The 22898-nt window shown below is 41.1% G+C and carries 17 protein-coding genes and 1 tRNA gene; 9 read left to right on the top strand and 9 right to left on the bottom strand.

Going from position 1 to position 22898, the window contains the following annotated elements:
• Nucleotides 1–144 precede the first annotated feature (144 nt).
• Nucleotides 145–1935 carry a translational GTPase TypA gene (gene typA / locus ACLFKQ_RS04445; RefSeq protein ID WP_448998662.1) on the top strand — a complete coding sequence of 597 codons (1791 nt, stop codon included), beginning with the start codon at nt 145–147 and terminating at the stop codon, nt 1933–1935.
• 204 nt (nt 1936–2139) lie between these two features.
• Here typA and ACLFKQ_RS04450 read toward each other — a convergent pair whose 3' ends face one another.
• The 3 genes from ACLFKQ_RS04450 to ACLFKQ_RS04460 form a co-directional block, all read right to left on the bottom strand.
• Nucleotides 2140–3282 (bottom strand): IS4 family transposase, encoded by a 1143-nt coding sequence (locus tag ACLFKQ_RS04450; protein WP_448998311.1) that lies wholly within the window; start codon nt 3280–3282, stop codon nt 2140–2142.
• Nucleotides 3283–3458: 176 nt separating this feature from the next.
• Nucleotides 3459–4358 carry an S-layer homology domain-containing protein gene (locus ACLFKQ_RS04455; RefSeq protein ID WP_448999454.1) on the bottom strand — a complete coding sequence of 300 codons (900 nt, stop codon included), beginning with the start codon at nt 4356–4358 and terminating at the stop codon, nt 3459–3461.
• A gap of 47 nt (nt 4359–4405) precedes the next feature.
• Nucleotides 4406–5350 carry a DUF2382 domain-containing protein gene (locus ACLFKQ_RS04460; RefSeq protein ID WP_448998663.1) on the bottom strand — a complete coding sequence of 315 codons (945 nt, stop codon included), beginning with the start codon at nt 5348–5350 and terminating at the stop codon, nt 4406–4408.
• A gap of 531 nt (nt 5351–5881) precedes the next feature.
• On the opposite strand from ACLFKQ_RS04460, the gene ACLFKQ_RS04465 reads away from it, so the two are divergent.
• Nucleotides 5882–6505 (top strand): hypothetical protein, encoded by a 624-nt coding sequence (locus ACLFKQ_RS04465; RefSeq protein ID WP_448998664.1) that lies wholly within the window; start codon nt 5882–5884, stop codon nt 6503–6505.
• 199 nt (nt 6506–6704) lie between these two features.
• Here ACLFKQ_RS04465 and rpsD read toward each other — a convergent pair whose 3' ends face one another.
• From rpsD to ACLFKQ_RS04485, 4 genes are all read right to left on the bottom strand, one after another.
• Nucleotides 6705–7313: a 30S ribosomal protein S4 gene (gene rpsD / locus ACLFKQ_RS04470; RefSeq protein WP_448998665.1), complete on the bottom strand. Its 609-nt coding sequence runs from the start codon at nt 7311–7313 to the stop codon at nt 6705–6707.
• Between the two features lie 58 nt (nt 7314–7371).
• The gene (locus ACLFKQ_RS04475) at nt 7372–7497 is read right to left on the bottom strand and encodes a hypothetical protein (protein WP_448998666.1); all 126 of its coding nucleotides are present in this window, start codon (nt 7495–7497) and stop codon (nt 7372–7374) included.
• On the bottom strand, nt 7490–9175 hold the full coding sequence (gene glpD / locus ACLFKQ_RS04480; protein ID WP_448998667.1) for a glycerol-3-phosphate dehydrogenase: 1686 nt from the start codon (nt 9173–9175) through the stop codon (nt 7490–7492). Before glpD ends, ACLFKQ_RS04475 begins: the two co-directional genes overlap by 8 nt.
• A 273-nt stretch (nt 9176–9448) precedes the next feature.
• Nucleotides 9449–14974, bottom strand: a complete 5526-nt coding sequence (locus ACLFKQ_RS04485; protein ID WP_448998668.1) for a translocation/assembly module TamB domain-containing protein — start codon at nt 14972–14974, stop codon at nt 9449–9451.
• 555 nt (nt 14975–15529) lie between these two features.
• On the opposite strand from ACLFKQ_RS04485, the gene ACLFKQ_RS04490 reads away from it, so the two are divergent.
• Nucleotides 15530–15748, top strand: a complete 219-nt coding sequence (locus ACLFKQ_RS04490; RefSeq protein ID WP_448998669.1) for a DUF167 domain-containing protein — start codon at nt 15530–15532, stop codon at nt 15746–15748.
• A 23-nt stretch (nt 15749–15771) separates the two neighbouring features.
• Here ACLFKQ_RS04490 and ACLFKQ_RS04495 read toward each other — a convergent pair whose 3' ends face one another.
• Both ACLFKQ_RS04495 and ACLFKQ_RS04500 read right to left on the bottom strand, forming a co-directional pair.
• Nucleotides 15772–16677, bottom strand: coding sequence for a TIGR04168 family protein (locus tag ACLFKQ_RS04495; RefSeq protein ID WP_448998670.1), 906 nt, complete (start codon nt 16675–16677; stop codon nt 15772–15774).
• 8 nt (nt 16678–16685) lie between these two features.
• A complete protein-coding gene (locus ACLFKQ_RS04500; RefSeq protein WP_448998671.1) occupies nt 16686–17405 on the bottom strand; it encodes a response regulator in 720 nt (239 codons plus the stop codon).
• A 233-nt stretch (nt 17406–17638) separates the two neighbouring features.
• On the opposite strand from ACLFKQ_RS04500, the gene ACLFKQ_RS04505 reads away from it, so the two are divergent.
• The 6 genes from ACLFKQ_RS04505 to ACLFKQ_RS04530 all read left to right on the top strand — a co-directional run bounded on the left by ACLFKQ_RS04505 (nt 17639) and on the right by ACLFKQ_RS04530 (nt 22889).
• A complete protein-coding gene (locus tag ACLFKQ_RS04505) occupies nt 17639–17926 on the top strand; it encodes a hypothetical protein (RefSeq protein WP_448998672.1) in 288 nt (95 codons plus the stop codon).
• Between the two features lie 3 nt (nt 17927–17929).
• On the top strand, nt 17930–18211 hold the full coding sequence (locus ACLFKQ_RS04510; protein ID WP_448998673.1) for a DUF3288 family protein: 282 nt from the start codon (nt 17930–17932) through the stop codon (nt 18209–18211).
• Nucleotides 18212–18338: 127 nt separating this feature from the next.
• Nucleotides 18339–18479: a hypothetical protein gene (locus ACLFKQ_RS04515; RefSeq protein WP_448998674.1), complete on the top strand. Its 141-nt coding sequence runs from the start codon at nt 18339–18341 to the stop codon at nt 18477–18479.
• Nucleotides 18480–18578: 99 nt separating this feature from the next.
• Nucleotides 18579–18660, top strand: a tRNA-Tyr gene (locus ACLFKQ_RS04520).
• Between the two features lie 891 nt (nt 18661–19551).
• Nucleotides 19552–21174, top strand: coding sequence for a PAS domain S-box protein (locus tag ACLFKQ_RS04525; RefSeq protein WP_448998675.1), 1623 nt, complete (start codon nt 19552–19554; stop codon nt 21172–21174).
• Nucleotides 21175–21275: 101 nt separating this feature from the next.
• Complete coding sequence (locus ACLFKQ_RS04530) at nt 21276–22889, top strand: glycosyltransferase family 39 protein (protein ID WP_448998676.1); 1614 nt, start codon at nt 21276–21278, stop codon at nt 22887–22889.
• The last annotated feature ends 9 nt before the right edge of the window (nt 22890–22898 follow it).

Here is a 22898-nt window from a genome sequence, read left to right on the forward strand (position 1 = left end):
AAAAGGCGATTGCAACTCTATTTGTTTTAAAAATCAGCTACGCTATGTTTTCTCTAAATCCCAATGGATCGAGCAGCAGCATAACTACGCTATAATTATTAAGAAAAATTGAATTAACTATACAAAAGTCTATAGACAAACCATATGTCTCTTCCCATTCGCAATATTGCCATCATTGCTCACGTCGATCACGGTAAAACTACGTTAGTCGATGCTCTCCTCAAACAATCAGGTATTTTCCGCGAAGGAGAAGAGGTACCAGATTGTGTCATGGACTCTAACGACCTCGAGCGAGAACGGGGAATTACCATTCTTTCTAAAAACACCGCAGTACGCTACAAAGATACCTTAATCAATATTGTGGATACTCCAGGACACGCTGACTTTGGCGGTGAAGTCGAGCGAATCTTAGGTATGGTTGACGGTTGCATTCTAATTGTCGATGCTAATGAAGGACCAATGCCTCAGACGAGATTCGTCCTTAAAAAAGCCTTAGAAAAGGGTTTGCGTCCGATTGTGGTAGTCAATAAAATCGATCGCCCTAACGTACATCCAGATTTAGCAGTAGATAAAGTATTCGATCTCTTTGTCGAGTTGGGTGCCGATGACGACCAGTGCGACTTTACTACCCTTTACGCTTCTGGCTTACAAGGATACGTCAAAGAAGATGTAGATGAAGAAGGTGTGGATATGCAGCCCCTGTTTGAAGCAATTCTCCACCACGTTCCACCACCAGCAGGAGATGTAGACAAACCACTACAGATACAGGTAACTACCCTAGATTATTCAGATTATTTAGGCAGAATTGCCATTGGTAGAATTCATAACGGGGTGATTCGGGCAGGTCAACAAGCTGCATTAATCAAAGAAGACGGCAAAATAGTTAAAACCAAAATCACCAAGTTGATGGGTTTTGAAGGACTCGCCCGTGTCGAACTAGAAGAAGCTTCGGCGGGTAATATCGTAGCGGTGGCAGGATTTACCGATGCCAATATTGGCGAAACCATTACCTGTCCCGACGAACCCCAAGCACTGCCTCTAATTAAGGTAGATGAGCCTACTCTACAAATGACCTTTTCGGTTAATAATTCTCCCTTTGCAGGTCAAGAAGGAAAATTCGTTACTTCCAGACAGTTGCGCGATCGCCTGTATCGAGAACTAGAAACTAATGTAGCATTGAGAGTTGAAGATGGTGGTTCTGCCGAACAATTTTTGGTTTCTGGTAGAGGCGAACTGCATTTAGGAATTCTTATCGAAACCATGCGGCGTGAAGGCTATGAGTTTCAGGTTTCTCAACCCCAGGTAATCTATCGCGAAATTAATGGCGAACCTTGCGAACCTTATGAATATTTGGTCTTAGATGTTCCCGAAGAAGCGGTAGGTAGCTGTATCGAACGACTCGGACAGCGCAAAGGAGAAATGCGCGATATGCAGGCAAATGTGGGACGTACCCAGCTTGAGTTTGTCATTCCCGCACGCGGTTTGATCGGTTTTCGGGGAGACTTCGTGCGCCTAACTCGCGGCGAAGGGATTATGAATCATAGTTTCCTCGAATACCGTCGCTTCTCTGGAGAACTAGAAACTCGCAACAGTGGGGTAATTATTGCCTTTGAGGAGGGAATAGCGACTTTCTACGCCCTTAAAAATGCTGAAGATCGAGGAATTTTCTTTATTACTCCAGGAACCAGGGTTTACAAAGGTATGATTGTCGGCGAACACAACCGCGCTCAGGATTTAGATCTAAATGTCTGCAAAACCAAGCAGCTAACTAACCACCGCGCCGCTAGTGGCGACGAATTAGTGCAACTACAAGCACCTACGGAAATGAGTCTAGAAAGAGCTTTAGAGTATATCGGTGCCGATGAATTAGTAGAAATAACTCCCGAATCAATTCGCTTAAGAAAAGTGCAGACCAAAAAATTAGCTAAGAGATAAGCGACGGCAATTGATTTCAAATTTCAATTTGATTTTGTTCACCCTCTTGGAATTTTCAAGGGGGTTTTTTACCATGCTCCCCAGATTGATAATTTATATAAGAATACTGCGATAACAGAATCTATGATATCAAGTCGGGTTGAACAACCATAATATATTTTCTGCCGCATCAAGGGTTAGCATCCTGAAGGGGTGACAAGGGAGCTAGAAAGATTGCTGGATAATAAACATAGCTCGTAGACCCCTCTGGTAAAAAGGCAGCTTATTGAGATTGAGCCACATCAATTTGTTTATCCATTCCTTCATCAAGGTAAATGAAACCAGCCAGCTACTACCATATAAACCAAGCCAAAAGTAGCTGTTGCGAGTCAAAGATTGTTTAATTTTTCGATGGCGACCGATGTATTTAGACTGACCTCGAAGGCTAAGAGTATGTCCTTTGAACACCGAGTGAGTGTAAGCAATGGCGATGAGCAAAACTAGACGAGTAAGGCGTTCAATCTGAGCTTGCGACCCCTCGAGATTGTAGCCACCTGACTTGCAATCTTTAAACATCGCCTCAATCCCTACGCGCTTTTTATAGGCTTTGACAGCTTCAGGTAAATTGGGTAAATTTGTCAGCAGATACCAGGGTTCCTTTGCCCCCATGCCTCGGTAAATACGTCGCCAATAGACCCCTAAATAAATCCCCGAAACTTGATGCAGTTGAGTGACTTTAGTTTCTTGATAAAACCGTTGGTCTCCTGGATTAACGTCTAGGTCTTTTAAGGGAGTAAAACCTAATTGAGTTACCATTATCTTCGTACTCTTTCTCTGTCGAAGCACAAAGTAGACCTGCTGCTGGGTCAGCCACTTAGCTAGTTCAACACTCTGGAATTCTCTGTCTCCTAAAATAACGATTTGGTGTTGTTTAAACAGCTTCAATACTGGACGTAATATGGCTTTTTGTTGAGCGAAGTTACTGGCTCCTTTCTTCTCTAGAAACTGCCAGTATATAGGCAAAGCTCTTTTCGCCATCACTACTCCAACCATGAACAGATTTTTATCTTGCCATTGAGTTCTATCTAAGACTAGATAAATTGTCTGGTCTGGCAAGAATTTCTTTTGAACTACTTCTTTGACTATGGGAAACCAGACTAACGAAACTGATAAAGCTGAGGACTTCAAAAACCTTTGGATTCGGCGACGACGGCTCTCATATTTAATTGGTAAAGGGAAGTATGCAGCTAGTCTTTCTATCTTTACTTGTTTGTAGGTCTGGATAAGGTATACCAGCACTTCCAAAGTAATTAGTTGGTCATCACTCAGATAACGTGAAAGATGATTGCGGTACAATTGGTTTAACATTTTTTAGGGTTCGGTCGGATTCTCAATAACTGACCGAATCTTTTTTACCATAGGTTGTCTCTGTTCCCTACACTGTCTGACTTCTCACAGGGTTGTCACCCCGTCAGGTTAGCATCAGTTGTTATTAGCGGCAATTAATCCGACTTGATATGACTTCCAACTTCGGCGCACTGACATTAGTTTTCCTTGGGTAAAACAATATATTTAGAAGCATCTGTAGTTCCCGCTAAAGGCGGCAATTTATCTATACTCACTAAAGCTTGATGTACTAAAGCGGTTGCTGCACCTCTGGAGAGCGACCGATCTGGCTCTAAATATTTAGGTCTAGGATAGTTAACCACCATCCCCCGTTTTGTAGCGACAGCAATGTTATCAATTACCTGATTAGGAACTGAGTCGGCATCTTCATAGTATACCTCAACAGTTGCTAGTGCAGAAAGCTCAATATCCCTCGGTAGACTGTCGATCAGAGCAAAAGGAGCCATAATTTCGATTGAGGCTAATGACATTACAGGAGTCATTATCGCTGTGGATGCGAGAGGAAATGGCAAACGATTATTAGTAACCTTACTTCGTTTTGCTGCGAGTCGAGTAGTCAATAAGTCTTGTCGCTCGGTGAATGACATCTCTAAACCAGTAGTTAACGCAACTATAGCATCAGTTTTGGAAACAGGAAGATTGGGACTAAAATTATTTTCGTCAGTAGTTTGCATAAATCCAGTTTCATAGGCTTCGGCGATCGCCATTTCTGCCCAATAGTTTTCTGGAACGTCTTGAAATTTGCTAGCACTAGAAATTTCTCTTTTTGATTCTCGCTCAAAAGCCTGATGAATCATCGCTGCAAACTCATCACGTTCGATCGGTTGCTGGGGTTTGAAGTTTCCATTGGGGTAGCCGACAACAATATTTCGCTCGGCTAATTTTTGAATAAAAGGGTTTGCCCAATAATCGGCAGGTAGATCGGGAAAAATTGTCTGTGCCAAAACGGAACTAGTCTCAGTACAGAGTTCGATCGCGGTGCAAGTCGAAATTGATAAAACCATACTCAGAAACAGATATTTTAAAGAGCGAATCATCAAAACTTTCTCTCCATATGTCTTCTAATCGATCTCAATCGTGTTTTTCAGTCCTCGATCTCTGGTTTGCCATCTACATCGATTTCTAGTTTTTCCTGGCGTACTTCTTCTGAGGCCTCAAAGCGATCGCGAACTATTTCTTTTTTGACCTCTACCTCTTCTCGTACGAAAGCTTGCTTGTTAATGTTGGCAGTCTCTTCATAGACTTCTAGATGAGCTATTTCACCCTCGTGGAAATCATGACGATTGTCGGTTGCTGTTGCTTCATTTTCAGCAGTTTTTCTTTCGATTACTACTCGTTCTTTCTCTAATGGCACTGTTGTATGGGCAGTAGAAGTTTCTATTCGTTTATTTAAGGAAACATCGCCACTTTTATGTCGCTCTTTACTTACTATTAGCCGTTCTTCATATAGTTCGATCTTTTGATGGTCTAATTCGTTCATTTCAAACAAATCCGGCTCTTGCTCGTAGGAGCGAGTTTCTTTGTCAGAAATAATTGGAGCAACCGAGCTTCTTGCGCTTGGTTGTGTCTGTATGCGTGGAGCGATCGCAGCAGTACTGGTTTCTTCTATTGCCACCGAACTTTCTACTGGCAAGGAGTCTTCTACCGATATTGAAGACTCTACGCTAGGAGTACGATAAAACGCTATGACTCGGTCTTCATATTCATAGTCTACTACCATGTCGTCTTCGTACTCAGGTAGTTCTTCTACATCTTGTTTGCTGTTGATATCTGCTACATAAAGGCGATCTCGATCTAGAGCGATACGACAGCGACCGACAGGAACTAAAACTTTTTTGCCAAAAACCCAAAAGCCCGTGTCGATTACCAAATAGCGGAAATGTCCCGTTGCGTCTACTAAAATATCGCAAACGCTGCCAATTTTTTTTTCTGACTCAATCGGATATACGGTCATTCCTTTAATGTCATCACCGCTGAAAGCTTCTTCTCGATAATTAGGATTAAAATCTTTTATTTTATAAAGAGGCATTGATATCCCTCCTAAAATAAATAATTTTTATCTTAAATTTTTAGGTTGTTAAATTCCTCTTTCCTGAGATTGATTTTTTAGCTATTTTCTTCAAAGTTTACCAAAATTAATGATAGTTACTATACGCAGCAGTCGTTGTTGTAGGTCAACAAACAGCATTTTAAGCATTATAGTTTACTATAATATAAAAGTTTGCTATTAAATATATTCAAGCCAAAAAAAGCAAAAGACTACCAATATAATTATAGTTTTAATAGTTTATTTTGATTGTGGCTCGGGCAAAAAATAAAATAATCGAGATTAAATTGCCTTTTTTTAATTTTGTAAACAAGATCGCCCAAAAACCTAGTTACAAAAATTAACTTTATTTGATTATTATTCTCTATCTTTTAATAGAGAATTCAACTAATTAATCTTTATAAAATTTTATATTAATAACTTAAAAAATCTTGAAAACTGAAGATTACTCAAAACAGCAATCGAAGCCTTTTTTGGCTAAACTTTAAATTTGATTAAAAGGAAATAAAAACTATGTCTTATGCAGAGCCTTTAGGAGACAGATTTGTACAACCTATTGTAAATAAAACCATCGTCGATTATCACGATCGCGTCAGATGGGGTCCGATCTTTGCAGGTATTGTTGTTTCTATTGCGACTCAGTTACTTTTAAGTGCCTTAGCAGTGCCAATTGGTTTTAGCGCAGGAGCATTAGACGCTGACGCTGAAGTTTTGGTTAGCGGTATTAGTATTTGGTCGATTGTTAGTTTATTAATTGCTTTATTCTTAGGAAGCTGGATTACAGCTAGTACCTGTGGACCGATGAATAAAAAAACCGCTCTTTTGCATGGTTTAATTCTTTGGGCAACTACGTTAGCAATCAGTGCTTGGCTGTTGGCTAGTGGTTTATCGGGTACTTTTGGCGTTGTGGCAGCCAATATGGGAGAGATATTAAATCAAGTAGAAAGACCAGGAGGAATTAACGTTCCCAAGCAAGTTCCAAATATATCGGCAGCAGAAGCACAAAATCTCGCAGAATATTCGGTTAAAACGGCATGGACATTTATCTTTGGTTCGTTGCTTGGTTTAGTTGCGGCTTTAATCGGAGCTGCTATTGGTGCTAGAAAGCCCAAAGTTCGTATTGTGAACTCACGCTAAGTAGCAGGATTTAGTATTTTTATTAAAAATAACAAGATTTAAAGTAAGGGCAATCACCGTTTGCCCTTACACGAGTATAGGTCTTGAGTCTCTTAGTATGCTACTCACTCTGTCTCTTCTACTCTTATGCTTTTCATCTCCAGCAAATTAACAGACTTTAATAAATTTTGCTGACAGAATCGAAATTTTCCAGTAACTTTTAAGCCAGGCGAGAGTAGTACTCAATCACGAGTAGTTCGTTAATTTGCAGAGCGATCCATTCCCTTTCGACGATGCCGTTTACTTTACCCGTAAGGGTATTTTTATCAAATTCTAAATGGCTGGGAAGGTTTGCTAGTCCTGGATATTCCATATTAATTTCAACTACGCGACGAGAACTTTCACGGTCTCTAACTTTGATAACATCACCAGGGCGACACTGATAGCTAGCAATATTAACTACCCGATCGTTGACGAGAATATGTCCGTGGTTGACTAACTGGCGCGCTCCTGGAATGGTACCCGCCATACCCATGCGAAAGACTGTATTATCCAGACGCATTTCTAAAAATTCTAACAAAGCTTGTCCCGTAGAACCGCCAGTTTTCCGAGCTTTACGGACGTAACGAACCAACTGCTTTTCGGTAACTCCATAGTTAAACCGCAGCTTTTGCTTTTCTTCTAGACGAATAGCATATTCCGATCGCTTTCTACGACCTTGACCGTGCTGACCTGGTGGATAAGATTTGCGAGGGGTTTTGCGACTTAAACCGGGCAATTCTCCCAAACGGCGCACCACCCGCAACCGGGGTCCTCTATAGCGAGACATATATAGTGATTCTCCTTAATGTTAGCAATTACAAAATAGTCCCAAATGTATAATTATACTATGGAATGGTAACTAATTCAAAGGTTCCCTTGTTGGCATTCAATAAGTTGACTACAATCGATCGCCCAGAGTAAGACTTTTTAGGGGCGATCGCCATAAAATCATACATCAAATATTTAGGCAAACTGATGCTCTAAACGAGGTAGTTGAAAATCGGGAATGCAATTTTGTTCCATATAGGTTTTATAGTCTGCCACCGCGCGATCACATCGTTCCTGACTCCAACTACAATAATCTTGCAAGGTTTCAGTTACTACAGGTAATAAATCTAGTCCATAATTACCATCCATTGCCAACATGGTTCGGCGACGCATAATGTCAGTTAAAGCATGGGCGTATTCGTGTTGAACGGCATAGACAATTTGAGCTTTAATATCGGGAAGACTATTGCCTATTGGCTGGGCTAATTCGGGATGTTCTCGGGTCAAACTCAGTAATTCTAGAGCTCTCGCTCCATAAACACTAAATAAATGATTAATCGTTCTGGGAGAAAGCAAGGAACTATAATCGGCGATCGCCTGGGCGATGCGCTCGTCATCAGCAACAATATATCCTGGAAGGGGAAGAGAAGCAGTCTGACTAGATTTATGGGCTCGCTTCATCTTTTTCAGTACCGCATCGGTCATTTCTTCTCCCACGTTACGGTAAGTAGTTAGCTTACCGCCAATGAGAGAGATCATGTTGTTAACTCCTTCTTTGGTGTGATCGAACAAAATATGCTTGCGAGTAATGCTGCCTGGTTTTTTACCTTCGGCATTGGGTAAGGGACGAACTCCAGAATAGGTAAACCTAATATCTTCTCTGGTCAAATTAGCTGCGGGAATAATATTGTTGGTTTCTGTCAGCAAATAATCAATCTCGTCGTCATTGGCTTTAACGCGATCGAGATCTCCTTTGAAGGGAATATCCGTCGTACCGATAAGATACATTCCCAACCAGGGAACGATAAAGAAAGGACGACCATCAGATTTTGCTTCTACGTACAAACTGGTGTTCTCTGGTGCCCCCGGAAATTTAGACACGACAATGTGACTACCTTTGGTGCCCCCAATCTTGCGGGCATTACCGATGGGAACATCTTTTCCTTCTTTGTGACCTAATTTGCAAACTTTATCTACCCAAGGTCCCGAAGTATTAACTACAACTGCATTTTGACTACCGGAGATGGTAAAAGTTTCTCCCGTCAGCTTATCTTGGCAAACTACGCTACTAATGCGATTATTTTCTAACGGTAATTCGATTACTTCAGCGTAATTAAGTGCCGTTGCCCCGGCATTTTCTGCCGAAATAATATTTTCCAAACACAGACGTTCGGCAAGTGTTACCTGTCCGTCATAGTATTGCGAACCTCCAGTTAAATGCTCTCGATCGACGTAGCGAAATAGCTGTTTGAACTGAGCTCTAGGCAACATGCGGTGTAGGGGTAGAGTTTTATCAAAACTGAAAATATCGTAAAGAATCATTCCCGCCCAAATTTTCCAATAGGGACGAGAGCGATCGCCATAAATAGGGATAGTCAACAGTATTGGTTTGACCAAGTGAGGGGCGGTGCGTAAGAGAACTTCTCGTTCTTTAAGAGATTCCCTAACCAAAGGAAATTCAAAATATTCTAAATAGCGTAAACCGCCATGAATTAATCTTGTAGACCAGCTAGAAGATCCGCCTGCGAAATCTTCTTTTTCAATCACAATAGTTTTTAGACCTCTTAAAGCGGCATCTCTGGCGACTCCAGCACCATTAATACCACCGCCAATAATAATCAGGTCATATTCTTGCTGCTGAATTTGGGCTAAATCTCGCATAATGTTTCTTCTATCTATAGTTACGATGGCTTAATTGGAACGAAAAAAATCTAAACGGGGAAATTGACGAGTTTTTGTGTCCAGTTTTCGAAGGCTTTCCCAATTAAACTTTAATGCAATTAAATATCTTTTGCTGTTAATTTAGCCTAACTATAAGTGAGTTGGGAGTTGGAAATTTGGAGTTAGCAAGATTATTTTAGATTCTTGAAAACTAGGTAACTAACGTCTCAGTACCTCTAAAATTGCAAATTTTGCGACTTACAGTGGGAAAATTTAAAATCGTTGTTCGTACTCAATTAAACCTCTAGTGTCATCATCGAAATTAGTCGATCCCCGCAGTACGAAATTATTATTTAGACGATAGCGAAAACCAAATTGTGCGGGAATCTCATCGACATTAAGAATCTTGAGAACTGAAAAAGAAAAGTCATCGACCAGATCGATCGCAATTTCTCCTGCTAGCCCATCAATACGTCCACCATCTCGATTTTCATCTATGATTTGAGTGGGAAACAATCGTAAGTCTCCGATCGGAAAAGCATTATTAAACTCACTATTGAGGCTGCCAAACAATGCCGAACCAGCTAAATTTGCCAAACCCAAAGGACTGCTGCCTCTTCCGAGAGTATTTACGAAACCACCACCTAAAAGCGCGAAGATTTCTGTCTGACTGCGAGGAGGACTGCTGGTAAGTTGAATATTATTGGTAATTTGGCTAGCCAATCCTTTTACCTGAGCGGAGATGCGAACGGTTTCTAAAGTTCCGAAACTAGAGGCGGGAATGTCGCTAATTTCATTAGATAGAGGATCGCTGGGAATACGACTGTCAGTAGTTTCTAAGGCAGAGCCAACTAGTAGGACATCGAGAAAGGGATCGAGAGCATTTTTGTCGCTAAAGCGAGCGATATTGTCGTAGTCTCGAGAAAGATTGAGCTGAGTGGTAAACAGGTTGACTTGACCCCTTTCGAGCACTATCGTCCCTTCAGGGGTCGGTCTCACGAAAGTTCCGTTGACGTTTAAAGTGCCGCTGGTATCAAAAGTAAAAATTGGCGGTTGACTGATTTCAATATTTTCTCCTAGTTTCAGTCGTAAATTGCGGTATTCGGTAGCGGCGGCGATACCTTCACTACTATTAACTGAAGCGATCGCATAAGTATTACTGCCACTAGCTGTAGAGGTATCAGCCAACAAAATCGTACCGTCAAATAAAGTAACATCACCGCTAATATCTGGTTCGAGCGCCGAACCTAAAATTTCTAGTTCTCCTGCTATTCCGCCGTTATAAAGTCCCTTGAGATTGACAAAAATATCTTCTAAATCGATCGTTAACGGTTCGGCGATCGCTGTATTGTTGGTTAGAGGTAGATTGCCGACTACGGATATTCGACCACCACCAAAGTTGCCTTGAAAGTTTTCTACCCGTATTTTATTGAGATCGAAGAAAATTTGGCTGTTGACATCGGTCAGTAAAGCATCGGGCAAAGTTCTCGAGGCGATCGTCGCATTCTTAATTTCAGCAGTTCCCTTAGTAACTAACTCCCGAGGAAGATTGCTTTGGGGATCTAGTTTGCCGCTAACATCTAACACGATTTCTCCCCGTCCATCGATCCAGCTAAATTCTCCTCTAGAGAAAATATCGAGTAATTCGAAACCGCGATCGCGGACGTTAAGCTGGAGTTCTAGGCGATCGCTTTCTGGTTTGACAGTAGCAGTAGGTAGTTGGTAGGGAATGGTGCCTGAAATAGTTAGGGGTTCGGCATCGGCGGCAATAATACTGCTAGCAAAAAAGTTGAGCCGAGAGTTGTCGTAATTAAAGCTGCCTTTAGTAGTTTCAATCGAGGTTTGATTGATTGCCGCATCATTGATGCTAATTTCACCTCTGGCTTGAGGATTGTCGGTAGTGCCGGCAATACTGGCGGTGGCATTAACTTTACCTCCTAAGGCAATCTCTGGAGGCAAAGCAAACATCTGTTCGATTAGTTCGACGGGAATTTCGACCAATCTAAACTGTCCCGATTGGGTTTCGCCGCCAAAAGTTCCAGTAAAAATTAGTTGGGGAGAGCTGGTTTGGCTATCTGGCTGGGGGATAGTGTCATGTAGTTCCACACTAATTGGTAATAAGGTCAAAATGCCTTCTCGATAACCGCCATTGGCAATCACTCGCTCGATCTCTAAATTGCCCCATTGCCAATCGGTGCCGGAAAACTCAAATTGAGAATTTATTCCCTTACTGACAGAACCGGTGGCACTGATTTCTCCGTCAAAATTTCCTCGCAAATATTTTAACTCTGGCAAAAAAGCCTGCTGACGTTCTTGTCGAGCAGCATCTAAATTAGCTTGAATCTCGGCTAGTAGTTGTAACTGTTCGAGGATGGGGGCATTATCCAAGCCCACACTAAATAGAGGAGGATTGGGGGAAGTTTCTTCACCGTACAAATCCTCGGCATTGCCATATTCGCGATCGCCAAACAGCATTCCTAAATCCTGTAGTTGGAAGATTTGCAGGGCAATTAATATATCTTGAATTTTTCCTTGGCTAATTGAAGCTTTACCGTCTACTTCAAAATCGTCTGCTGTTTGCAGTAGGCTACCTTCTAGCTGATAAGTACTGTCCCGTTGCTGAAACTCGCCATTTTGCAGGGCAAAATAATTATCGGCGTATTGAAACTCTCCAGTCAAACGCTCCCCTTTAATGCTCGCCCACGAAGGAGAATCGATAATGATGTTGCTGCCTGAAGTTGCCAGGGTATTTAAGTTAAAGACAAATTCACCGGATAATTTGCCGCCAATTGGCTGCACTGCTAGATTTTCTGGTACTGTAATATCTTCGCTGTTAATGGCTACAGTTTTAAGAAAATCTAGGGGAACGTTATTCGTAGCGATCTTCAGTATCTCTCCTTCCCCCGTTGCGGTAATTGCAATCTCGTCTCGAACGATTGCTAATTCTAAGGGCAAGAAGTTGCGATCTAGTACTAGTTCGATTTTGTCAGCAGGATCTAGAGCTTCTGGTTGAGATAATTCTAGGTTAACGCCGCTATCTAAAGAAGTTTGAATGCTGCCAGTTAATAAAGGTGCAAAGACGATATCTTCAACTCGAAAATTCCTTAAATTGACCTCGCCATCGATATTGAGGGCAGTGGGAACACCACCAATAGTACCGGAAAAGTCACCTCTACCGACGTAATCTAAATTAGTCGCCCAACTCGGTAGAGTTACCCGCAGTTTTCGAATATCGAGCCAGTTAGCTTCTGCCACATCAAATTCAAAATAGTTTACTGCGGCTAATTTATCTGGTATCTCGCTAAAAAATGATTCGTCTAACTCGATATAACCTCGAGCCGATAATCCTTGTCCCGTAGCTTGCAACACCTCCAAACGACTGCCGTTCCAGTCTACTGCGGCAGAAAAAGGCTGTTCTAAAAGATCGATTCCCTGACTAAAAGTAACCGTTCCCGTAGCGGCGATCGCGGTAGGATCGAGTTGGTCTATTTCACCCGTAACTTCTAATTGTCCCCCCAACTCGCCATTGAGTTCGATCTCGTCGGAATTGGGATCGGCAAACAAACTTAGAGCGACATTTTGGGGAATCACTGTAGTTTGAAATTTTCCATCGGCGATCGCTAGATTTTCAGCAGCAAATACCCCTTCGGGAAGGGTTAGACTACCGCTACCAGTTGCCCTAATTGCTTCGGGAGTAATGTTATCTGTATTGCCTTCTAGTTTTACAGTGCCGTTAACCAAGCCGGCAAATTGCTCGGGAGTGGTAGAACTCAATTGCTCTAGTTCTAGATTAGTTCCACGAGCGATCGCCTGCCAGTTGTTATCGACTATTGCTAAATCGCGAACTGCTACTTCTCCTCCTGCCAAGTTGAGATCGCCAAAGCCATTAATCAGAGTATTTTCGGCTTCAGTAGTGGGAATATTGCCGGTGAGATAAAATTCTCCACTGAGATCGTCACTAAATTCTGGGGGAACTTCGGGAAATAGCTGCCGCAACTGTAAGTCATCGGTGTTAGCATCTGCCTGCCAGGTTCCATTAGCAATTCGCACGTTAGGGATAGCTATCTTGCCTCCTACCGTATCGAGGTTGGCTTTACCCGTAGCCCGAACTTGGTTAATATCGCCATTGGTTTTACCTGTGACATCAAATATGCCATCTACTTTTCCTCGAGCGATAGTAGGGGCGCTCCCCTTACCGAAGGGCAAACTGCCAAATTCTACATCTTGAGTTTCTACCTGTAGTTGCCAGTTACCCCCACTGGAAGTTAAATCTTCAATTCTTACCTCGCCATTACCCAGAGCAAAATTTGCCGAACCATTATCGAAACGCAGGGTATCGAGATTGCCAGCTTGGGCGAATAATTGAGTTTGTCCGGAAACTACCCCAATATCGATCGCTAAAGGATTATTATAGCTCTCGGCGATCGCCTGCCCAGACACATTCTCGGCAAACAGATCGAAAACTAGATCTTGGGTATCATCTAACTCTAATTTACCAGTTCCCCTAATCTCTCCTCCAGATTGGGGAAAACTCTCAACTTGCCGTACGAACAGAGTGGTACCGACTAAATCCAAGTTAGCGATAATTTTCTGAAAATCTACTTTATCGATGCGACTAGGAGTGACGGTATTGACATCAAAACTAACTACGGGAGTTAATAAATCCCCTCTTACTCGCACGTTGCCCGCTATTTTGCCTTCTATCGGTACTGAAGGTGGTTCTAATTCTAAAGCTTTTACTACTTTATTAGCTGCGACGGGTGCGACTTCGGTATCGATTTGATAATCTCCTTCTCCTGCTAAATCGAGAGTACCGTTAACCACTCCCGTTACTTCACCAAAATTAGTCGCAATATTATCGAACTCTAGTTCCGTACCGTTAAACTCGATCGCGCCATTGCTATTACTAAAGGGTTTAACTAATTCGGGAATTTGCAAACTGACGTTGTTTAGACTTGCCTCACCCTGTAATAGGGGAAGAGGATTTTCAGTTATGGTAACACCAATAGTTCCCGAAATATCCCCTTGCTCTAGTTGAAGGGGTAAAGCCAACAGATTACTAAATTCCGTTGCGTCTAGCTGTTGTGCTTCTACAATTAAGTCGATAACTCCAGTTTTGCTAAAGCTTTCTCCTTCTAGGGTAAAATTGCCACCTGCTATTACTTCACCGGCTACCTCAAATTTTATTTGTTCCCCATCGTCAACGAGATTGACAGTGGCACGCTCTAGTTTGGTTTCCACGGGAGGATTGAGAATTCCCGTTTCTTGTTGACGGGCAGCTAGAGTTAACTCTCCTCTCTGCAATTGAATTGTTTCGACATCAATTTTAATTCCCTCTTCTCCTGAAGACTCCGTACCGAAATCGGTAGGTGTCCACATGCGGTTTTCTCCCTGTTCGATGTAAATATCGGGCTGAATCAGGATGATGTCTAGTTGTAAAATTCGTCGCCGCAGAAAATATAGAGGATCGAACTTTACTTTGACAGCTTTAACCATCAATAAATCTGGATTATCGACGGTAGCAGGAAGCGCGCTGCTGCCAAAACTCATTCCAAAGGGAAATACTGTCTGTAATTCTCCTAATTCTAAAGGACGATTGAGATATTTACTGGTTTCAACTTCAATTAGGGGAATTAACTTTTCTTTGAGAAAATACCAGCCATAAACCAACCCACCACCAGTACCGCCAAGGAGTAAAATTACCAATGCTAATAATACTTTGCGCCACCACCACGAAAGGGTTGCGCGATCGCCAGAAGTATGTAGTTTTTCTGATTTGCGATCGAATTTTTTTTTCATCTTCAGTTGGCTTATAGTGAGAATGAGCTCGTAGCTAAATCCCTCTGGATTTGTAAGTTGTAAGTATTTTTCTACCTAAATGTATAAGATTCTTAATTTACTATTTAGTTTCCAATTTTCAAATAATTTTGCGACAAAAACAAGTACGGCTAATACTGTTTATTGTTAGTACCGATCGATTTAAAATTTAACTGGTTTTCTCTGTCACTTACTCGTATTTTCCACGATCGTCTTTTGCAAATTGAGATGATTTGAATAACTTTCTTAGAGCTAGTTATCTGTTATCGTGAGCGATCGCGACAATCGAATAAACAGCTAGATTATAGCCTTATTAGAAACTATTTTTAAACCAAAATTAAACGTTTGCATCGGTTAGATTAGACGAGTAGAGCTGAAGAAACCCATATATTTATTTTTTGTTTGCCGAAACTCAACCTCAATCGTATATTGCCACTGTATTGAAATTAATCGAGTCCCAATCACTGCGAATTACCTCAAATTTCACCAATCCTCTCTTAGTGCTGAATATACTTAGTCTATTAAATCTCAAAAATAATGAAAATAAAGATAAAGGTTAAGCCCAATAGCAAACAACAGGAAATCGAAACTGCAGATGATGGAAGTCTAATAATTCGCTTAAAATCACCCCCCGTAGATGGCAAAGCTAATCGAGAATTAGTAACAATTCTTGCTAAAAAATATCGGGTTGCTAAAAATCAAATTAAAATTAAGTCTGGAGCGAACGGAAAAAACAAACTGATAGAAATAAACTAATGATTAAAAACTAACATCAACATTCAATCGTCTTGGCGATACAAAATTTCTTCCGAGACAAGATTGAAGTTTTCTCCCAACCAGACTAGAGATACTTGCTTGACAGTACCGTTGTTGAGAGAAACTAGGGAAAAGTTGCGTTTCAATTCTTCTCGTTGTCGTTTAAGACGGGGAACGCTAGCAGAATTCAAATAAATAGTTCCGCTACGATCGACTTTAATTCTAGTCCGCAAACGATCCTGGCGATGCCGTAGACTATGATGCATGTGTCCGAAAGTGACCAAAGGTATCGATTTACCCAAGGCAATAGTCTTAGCGATCGCTTCAGTTAAATCCGGATCGCCAAAGTCGCCACCGGTAAGTTGCCAATCTCTACCACAGATATCCTCTGGTTTGTCTCCCAGTCCCAGCGGACCGTTGTGTCCGATAAAAATAACTGTATCAAAAGCGGTATTCTTAGCGGCTTCTACTATGCGAGTGGTAGAATCACCAAAATTATTTACCTCATAGCGATCGCGATAAAAATCAGCATTTTTCCAGTTTAAGCCTCCCCAGCTAAAGGGACGACTTCCTACTACGGATAAATTAAACTGAGGAAAATCTAGGTGAGAAAAGCCCACATGAGCTTTTCCTAGTAAATCTAACTGCTGCTGGACTCGGTCTTCTAAGGTGCGATCGTAAGGAGCCTGTTTGCGTCCCCAGCTAGAAGCCGTATACCAAGCATCATGATTGCCCATAATTGCCGCCTTGGGAAGCTCGACTGCGGCTATTTTTTTGACGACTTCTACGGATTCATTACCAAAATCACCCACGAACAGTACTAAGTCTACATTGAGATGATTTAAAGCTAATTTATCGGCATCATCCCAGAGATCGTGGATATCTCCTACTACTGCTATTTTTAGCTTGTCGTTAACAGGGAGCGACATACCCGATTTTACTTGACCAAACCAGCTCTTAAAGCTCTTACTGCTGCTTGGGTGCGGTCGTCAGCACACAGCTTGTTTAAAATGTGACAGACATGAGTTTTGACCGTCCCTACTGTAATATACAATTTATTCGCAATTTGGGCATTGCTACAGCCTGCCACGATTAGTTCTAGAACTTCTAATTCTCGCTGAGTCAACGGAGAAGTTTCTAATATTTGCTGGTATTCTTCGCCGATAGATTCGATACTTTGAGATTCTAACTCTTCGTCGTCAATAACTTCGTCCGAAGTTGTTTTTGCCTGCTTGAGAACTATGCGAGCGATCGCCGGATCGATCCAAGAATTTCCTTCGTGGGTAGTTTTAATTGCTTGAACCAAATTTTCGATACTGACATCTTTTAAACTATAGGAATCAGCACCTGCCGCGAAAGCTGCCATTACCGAATCTTCGCTATCGTGCATGGTGAGAATCAATACTTTGGTTTTGAGATCGCCATTTTCTAACTGAGTCTGTTTCAGCTTCTGAGTCAATTCGACGCCATCTATATCTGGTAAACCAATATCTACTACTGCTACATCTGGTTTGCCAGTGGCGATCGCTTCTAATCCAGAATTACCGTTAGCCGCATCGTCAATAATTTCGATGTTGTTGTACTGAGATAGAGCCGTTTTTAAACCAACTCTAGTCAAATCGTGATCTTCTACCAAAACAACGCGAATTTTATTCATTAAATTATCTTTGTCTCTCTAACCTTAATAAAACATTATTGGCTGTGAGGATAGTTTGGCTATCTTAACTAATCTCTACTATTGTAAACTTTTCAACATCCTACCAAAGTAAGAAATACCAGCTTGGTTAGTCAGGCGTATTGTTATTGTAATTATCAAAAATCTGTAATTATGTTAAGTTGTAAGATACATTATTAGTCGACAAATTCTTCAAACAGAGCAGAGCAACAGTAATGAATCCTTTGTCAGCAAAATTTTTAGGTTCGCTATATCGTAAAGAACCAATTTCTGGCTTTATTTTGATTTTGGGCTTAACTGATGCCGTAATTGGCGGAGTTGGGGGACGCTGGAGTTTGTTGTCTATGGGCATAACTATCACTCTCTTAGCATTGCTGGCACGCTGGCGACAGATACCGAGAAGATCGACAGAAGCAGTTGCTACTAAACCAGTTAGAAGTTTGCTCCCTCCCCATTCTTCCCGTCCTCAGCTACCTCTATTGATGAGCAATAAACATCGCTAAATCATGGCTTTAGAGCAACAACATCCTCAAGAAAAACGCGATCGCTTCACGGTAGATGAACTATTACGAGGGGAACCTAGCGATCGCAACTTAGTGGAATTGGGGCGTTTGATTATTCGCTACCGAAATTTTCCCGGAGCGAGAGAAATTCAACGAGATTTAAAAACAGTATTAAATAATTGGCAACTAGACGAAGAAGAGTTATATTCTAAAACCCGCCAAATTCATGCTTTAGGAAATGTATATCGTCAAACCTCTATGGGAGAGCAACAAGATTGGACTTGATCGATCTAAGTCTCTTGCTAATTCGAGCTTGTTTGGTTTTTCTACAACATTAGTGTCATACACTTTCAGTCGAGCAAAAGTTAGTTTTATAATTGTAGCGAACGTTAATTAGGAGCGACAGCTTAGAATGTCAGACTTAAATCGCGGAATCATGAAGTTTGAGGGTGCCGACAAACCTGCGCTCGTTGCTATATCGGCTATCCTGCTTTTTGGTAGTATTACAGCTTTAATTATTTGGGCTTTAAGCTCTGCTTACTATGTCGCTTGAGTCCTCTATCTCTATATTGTTCGCTCGGTAAATATAATTAAGAATTTTTGATTTACTTTTTTCTCGTATTATGCTACCATAATCAACTGTGGCATTAATGGGTCGATGCCCGAGTGGTTAATGGGGGCGGACTGTAAATCCGCTGGCTATGCCTACGTTGGTTCAAATCCAACTCGGCCCATATTCAATTCTTATCCTCGTGGCTCAGTGGTAGATTAAACTCTTAGTAAGGGTGAGGAAATCACTTCAATTCCGATCGCGAGCTTCTTAGATAAAACGAGCCCATCCCAGAATAAATACAGGTTTTAGCAAGTTTCTGATAAATTTTCATTTTAATCGAATAAACGACCTCTACTTTGAAACCAGTAGTTTTTTATTTTTCTACTTTTAGGTTAAATGACAAAGAGGCAAAGAAGCAAAGGGATTTTTAAACTTCAGTTCTCTGTATGAACGGGGTTTAGCTAAGAGATCGTCTAAAAAGTAATTTATTTTTTATAAAAACAATAAAAATAATTCATCCAATTACTAAGAATTTATCTCAGCGCTTGCTTGATTTTTAAAACTCTGTTGTAGCATTTTGTTTTGATTTTCTTAAAAATCATCAGAACTATTATAATTAATGTTTAATTACATAGCAGCTTTACAGCTATTTTCCAAAATCATGCTGTATTGGTATTACATTGTCAAGTAAAATTTTATACAAGTTGAATTCTAAAATAAAATCTAGCTAAAACTCCTATTGCCAGACTAGGCAAAAAACTCCAAAGCTAACTAGACACAAATGTATTTATACAACCAATATTAACTATCAATTTAATTTAATAAATATAGTGTTTCTCAGACACATGAGGTACACCTAAAGTCTGCCGCTCATCCCTCTGGCTCAAAACCAAAAGTTTCTACCTCACCAGTATGAAGACTGCTATATAAATAATTATTAATTAATAGCCTTAAAAAAAAATTGGCAAAATATATACTTAATTATATAGTCAATTATAATGAATGAATGAATGAATGATGTTTTATTAGGAGCCTAATTAATAATATAATATATTATTAAAGACTCAAAAAAATGTATTCTAACGAACAGGGATTTTGTATTATCGAAATAATCTTCGATCGCCAGAATAAACCCGTGGACTATCGGTTTTTGGAAGTTAATTCAGCATTTGAAAAACAAACAGGATTAACAGAAGCTGTCGGCAAAACCATGCGCCAGCTAGAACCAAATCATGAAGAGTACTGGTTCGAGATTTACGGAAAAGTCGCCCTAACTGGACAAAACGTACATTTTGAAAAACGCGCTGCAGCCTTAAATCGCTGGTATGAAGTTTATGCTTTCCCTCTCGGAGAGCAAAAAAGTGGAAGAGTCGGCATTTTTTTCCGAGATGTTACCCTGCAAAAACAGTTGGCAACAACCACAAGCGATCGCGACTTAAAATTTAAAAAAATCGTCAGTCAATTTAATAATTACATTTATCGTTGTGATGCCAATGGAAAATTGCTATTTGTCAACCACAATCTTTGTCAGAGGTTGGGTTACAGCAAGTCAGAACTTGAGAGTGAAACGATCGGCAAATTCATGGACGCTGAAAATTTAGCCAAAAATTTGCTCGAACTACAACGTTTGTTTGAGACGAGATTGCCCTATCGAATTCAACATGAGCTGATTACTAAAGACGGTTCGCTAATGCCAATAAAAATGAGCGTGTTGCCAGTTCACGATGCTGCAGGTAACTTAGAATCAGCATACGCCGTTGGTAGAGAGCATCCCGAGCAATATAAACCCGACTGGCTTTTAGAAGAGATCGAACTACCTTTTTTGGAGATAGCCGAAACCAGCCGAGACATAATTTGGATCGAGCAACCCAATAATAATAATGGTAATAGCTCGCGGTTCGTCTATGTTAATCCTGCTTATGAGGAAGTTTGGCAACGTTCCAAAGATGATTTATATCATCAAAACTGCTCTACCTGGAACGAGACAATTCATCCCGACGATCGCCAGCGAGTTCTCACCACTTTCGCCACTACACTGTACCGAGGACATGGTGAGATAGAATACCGCGTCGTTCGCCCCGATGGTTCAATTCGCTGGATTGAAGATCGCGGTTTTGTCATTCGAAACGACAAAGGGGAGATTTACCGCGTTGCTGGAATTGCTAGAGATATCAGCGATCGCAAACAACGAGAATTGCAGTTAGAACAGAGCAATCAAAGATATAAATTTTTGGCAGACTACGCTTTGAAACTTCTCAGACATTATCACTCTGAAGAACAGATCTCCAGTCTACTAGAACAGTTTACCTCGTTATTAAATCTCGAATATTACTTCTATTATTCTCTGGCAGAGGACGGCACTCACCTGGTGCTCAAAGCTAGTAAGGGTATTGACGATGTGACTCACAGCCAGATGCAGATTAGAAACTTCGACGAGACGCTAGAGGGAAGTGCTTTTCGCTCAGAAGGTAGATTCGAGCTCAAGAACGTACGAGACTCCTCCAATCCCCAACACGATGAAATTCGCAGCCTGGGCATTACTGCCTATAGCTGTTACGTTTTAATGGTAGGCGATCGCGCTGTCGGCTTGTTGTCATTCGGCAAGAAGTCTGCAAACAGCTTTACCGCCGAAGAAATCACTTTGTCTCGCTTGGTTGTGGATTTGGTAGAAGTGGCACTGGAGGCAAATAAGTAGAACCCTAGATAATCAATTTTCTATGCGAGCTTGCCAGTCCGTGGAAACAAACGTATAGTTTGAGCCAGTAACTTTATTTTAGGCTCATCCACTGGTTTTCAATGAATTTCTCTAAGTTGCGTCGCGATCGCAAGATTATTTGGGTTTTGGTGGTTTTATTACTCGGGATTTGGTTGCGATTTGCCCATCTAGAGCGTCAGGTATACTGGATCGATGAAGTACACACTTCCCTAAGAGCTGCGGGTTATAGTCGCGCCGAATTTGTCGAATTAGCTCCTACTGAATCTATTATTGGAATTGAAGAACTACAAAAATTTCAGCAGCTAATCCCAGAAAGAAATTTTTTCGCCGGCGTAAAAGCGATCGCTTCATCAGAACATTCGCCACTATACTACGTACTAGCTAGATTGGGCATGGAATTATTTCGCAGTAGCGTTGGGGTTACTAGAGGCGTAGCAGCATTAATTAGCTTGCTGGCTTTCCCCGGGATATATTTATTGGCAAAGAAGTTATTTAATTCTTCTCTAGTAGGATTAATTGCGGTGGCTTTGGTGGCAGTGTCTCCGTTTCATCTTCTTTACGCCAGAGAAGCTAGAGAATACAGTTTACTGACAGTAACTATTTTAGTTACTAGCTGGGCTTTGTTAAGGGCGATCGAGCGTGGGGGTAAAAGTTACTGGAGTTGGTATGGTTTGAGTGTGGCTTTGAGTTTATACGCTCATCCTTTGGCGGTATTCGTGTTGTTGGCTCACGGGATCTACGTAGCAATTGCAACTAAATTTAGCTGGAGTAAGTTAAAAGCATATTCCCTCGCTTCTGGACTGGGGATTTTACTATTTAGTCCCTGGATCGTCGTCTTTATCGTCAATGGCGATGGGGTGGGAAGTTGGATCGAGCGCGAGATCGAACTTAGTGTCTGGTTGCAACGTTGGTTATTAAATTTAAGCTCGGTTTTTTTCGATCTACAGGTTGCTTATGGCGATCGCCTGTTTGATATCGAACAGGGTCGAGATGTTATTCTTAGGTTCGACAATTCGATTAACTATCTCATTATTCCGGTTATTCTATTTATAGTTTATGCCATTTATTATTTAATACGACGCGCATCTAACTCTGCCTGGTTATTCATCCTCTTATTAATCGGCTGTACGGCTCTGGGTTTGGGCTTACCAGATTTAATTTCTGGTGGACAGCGTGCTACCATCGGCAGATATATCATTCCGGTGTATATAGGAATTAAATTAGCTGCCGCCTACTGCTTAGCAAGTAAAATAACCGCAGTTAAAAGTAGCGAGTGGCAACGTTACCTTTGGCGCCTAATTACCATTAGTTTAATTTCTTTGGGTATTTGGAGTAGCTGGGCGATAGTGCGATCGCCAACCTGGTGGAATAAATACAGCAGTTTCTATAATCCTCAAATAGCGGCAATTATCAACCGCAGTAACAATCCCTTAATTATCGGCAATACTAATAGAATCAGTCGGGTAACTTCCCTGAGTTATTTATTAAATGACGAGGCAGAATTTTTATTAGTCACTAAAAATAGCCAGTTGCCAGAGATAGGCGATCGCGATAATATATTTCTCTTTCGTCCCTATGGTGAATTAATCGAAACCATGCGAGCAGACGAGCGATATACCCTCGAACCGCTCTATCTAGATTATCTTTGGCGAGTTAATTATAAAGACACGAATAAGAGGATATTTGAAAAGTAATATTATTGA

The organism is Myxosarcina sp. GI1(2024), assembly GCF_053543375.1.

Coding starts and splice junctions, on each gene's coding strand:
- ACLFKQ_RS04510 (WP_448998673.1), top strand. CDS start 17,930: ATGGCTTTAGAGCAACAACATCCTCAAGAAAAACGCGATCGCTTCACG.
- ACLFKQ_RS04465 (WP_448998664.1), top strand. CDS start 5,882: ATGTCTTATGCAGAGCCTTTAGGAGACAGATTTGTACAACCTATTGTA.
- ACLFKQ_RS04530 (WP_448998676.1), top strand. CDS start 21,276: ATGAATTTCTCTAAGTTGCGTCGCGATCGCAAGATTATTTGGGTTTTG.
- ACLFKQ_RS04455 (WP_448999454.1), bottom strand. CDS start 4,358: ATGATTCGCTCTTTAAAATATCTGTTTCTGAGTATGGTTTTATCAATT.
- ACLFKQ_RS04490 (WP_448998669.1), top strand. CDS start 15,530: ATGAAAATAAAGATAAAGGTTAAGCCCAATAGCAAACAACAGGAAATC.
- glpD (WP_448998667.1), bottom strand. CDS start 9,175: ATGCGAGATTTAGCCCAAATTCAGCAGCAAGAATATGACCTGATTATT.
- ACLFKQ_RS04525 (WP_448998675.1), top strand. CDS start 19,552: ATGTATTCTAACGAACAGGGATTTTGTATTATCGAAATAATCTTCGAT.
- ACLFKQ_RS04505 (WP_448998672.1), top strand. CDS start 17,639: ATGAATCCTTTGTCAGCAAAATTTTTAGGTTCGCTATATCGTAAAGAA.
- ACLFKQ_RS04460 (WP_448998663.1), bottom strand. CDS start 5,350: ATGCCTCTTTATAAAATAAAAGATTTTAATCCTAATTATCGAGAAGAA.
- ACLFKQ_RS04450 (WP_448998311.1), bottom strand. CDS start 3,282: ATGTTAAACCAATTGTACCGCAATCATCTTTCACGTTATCTGAGTGAT.
- typA (WP_448998662.1), top strand. CDS start 145: ATGTCTCTTCCCATTCGCAATATTGCCATCATTGCTCACGTCGATCAC.
- ACLFKQ_RS04515 (WP_448998674.1), top strand. CDS start 18,339: ATGTCAGACTTAAATCGCGGAATCATGAAGTTTGAGGGTGCCGACAAA.
- rpsD (WP_448998665.1), bottom strand. CDS start 7,313: ATGTCTCGCTATAGAGGACCCCGGTTGCGGGTGGTGCGCCGTTTGGGA.
- ACLFKQ_RS04500 (WP_448998671.1), bottom strand. CDS start 17,405: ATGAATAAAATTCGCGTTGTTTTGGTAGAAGATCACGATTTGACTAGA.
- ACLFKQ_RS04495 (WP_448998670.1), bottom strand. CDS start 16,677: ATGTCGCTCCCTGTTAACGACAAGCTAAAAATAGCAGTAGTAGGAGAT.
- ACLFKQ_RS04485 (WP_448998668.1), bottom strand. CDS start 14,974: ATGAAAAAAAAATTCGATCGCAAATCAGAAAAACTACATACTTCTGGC.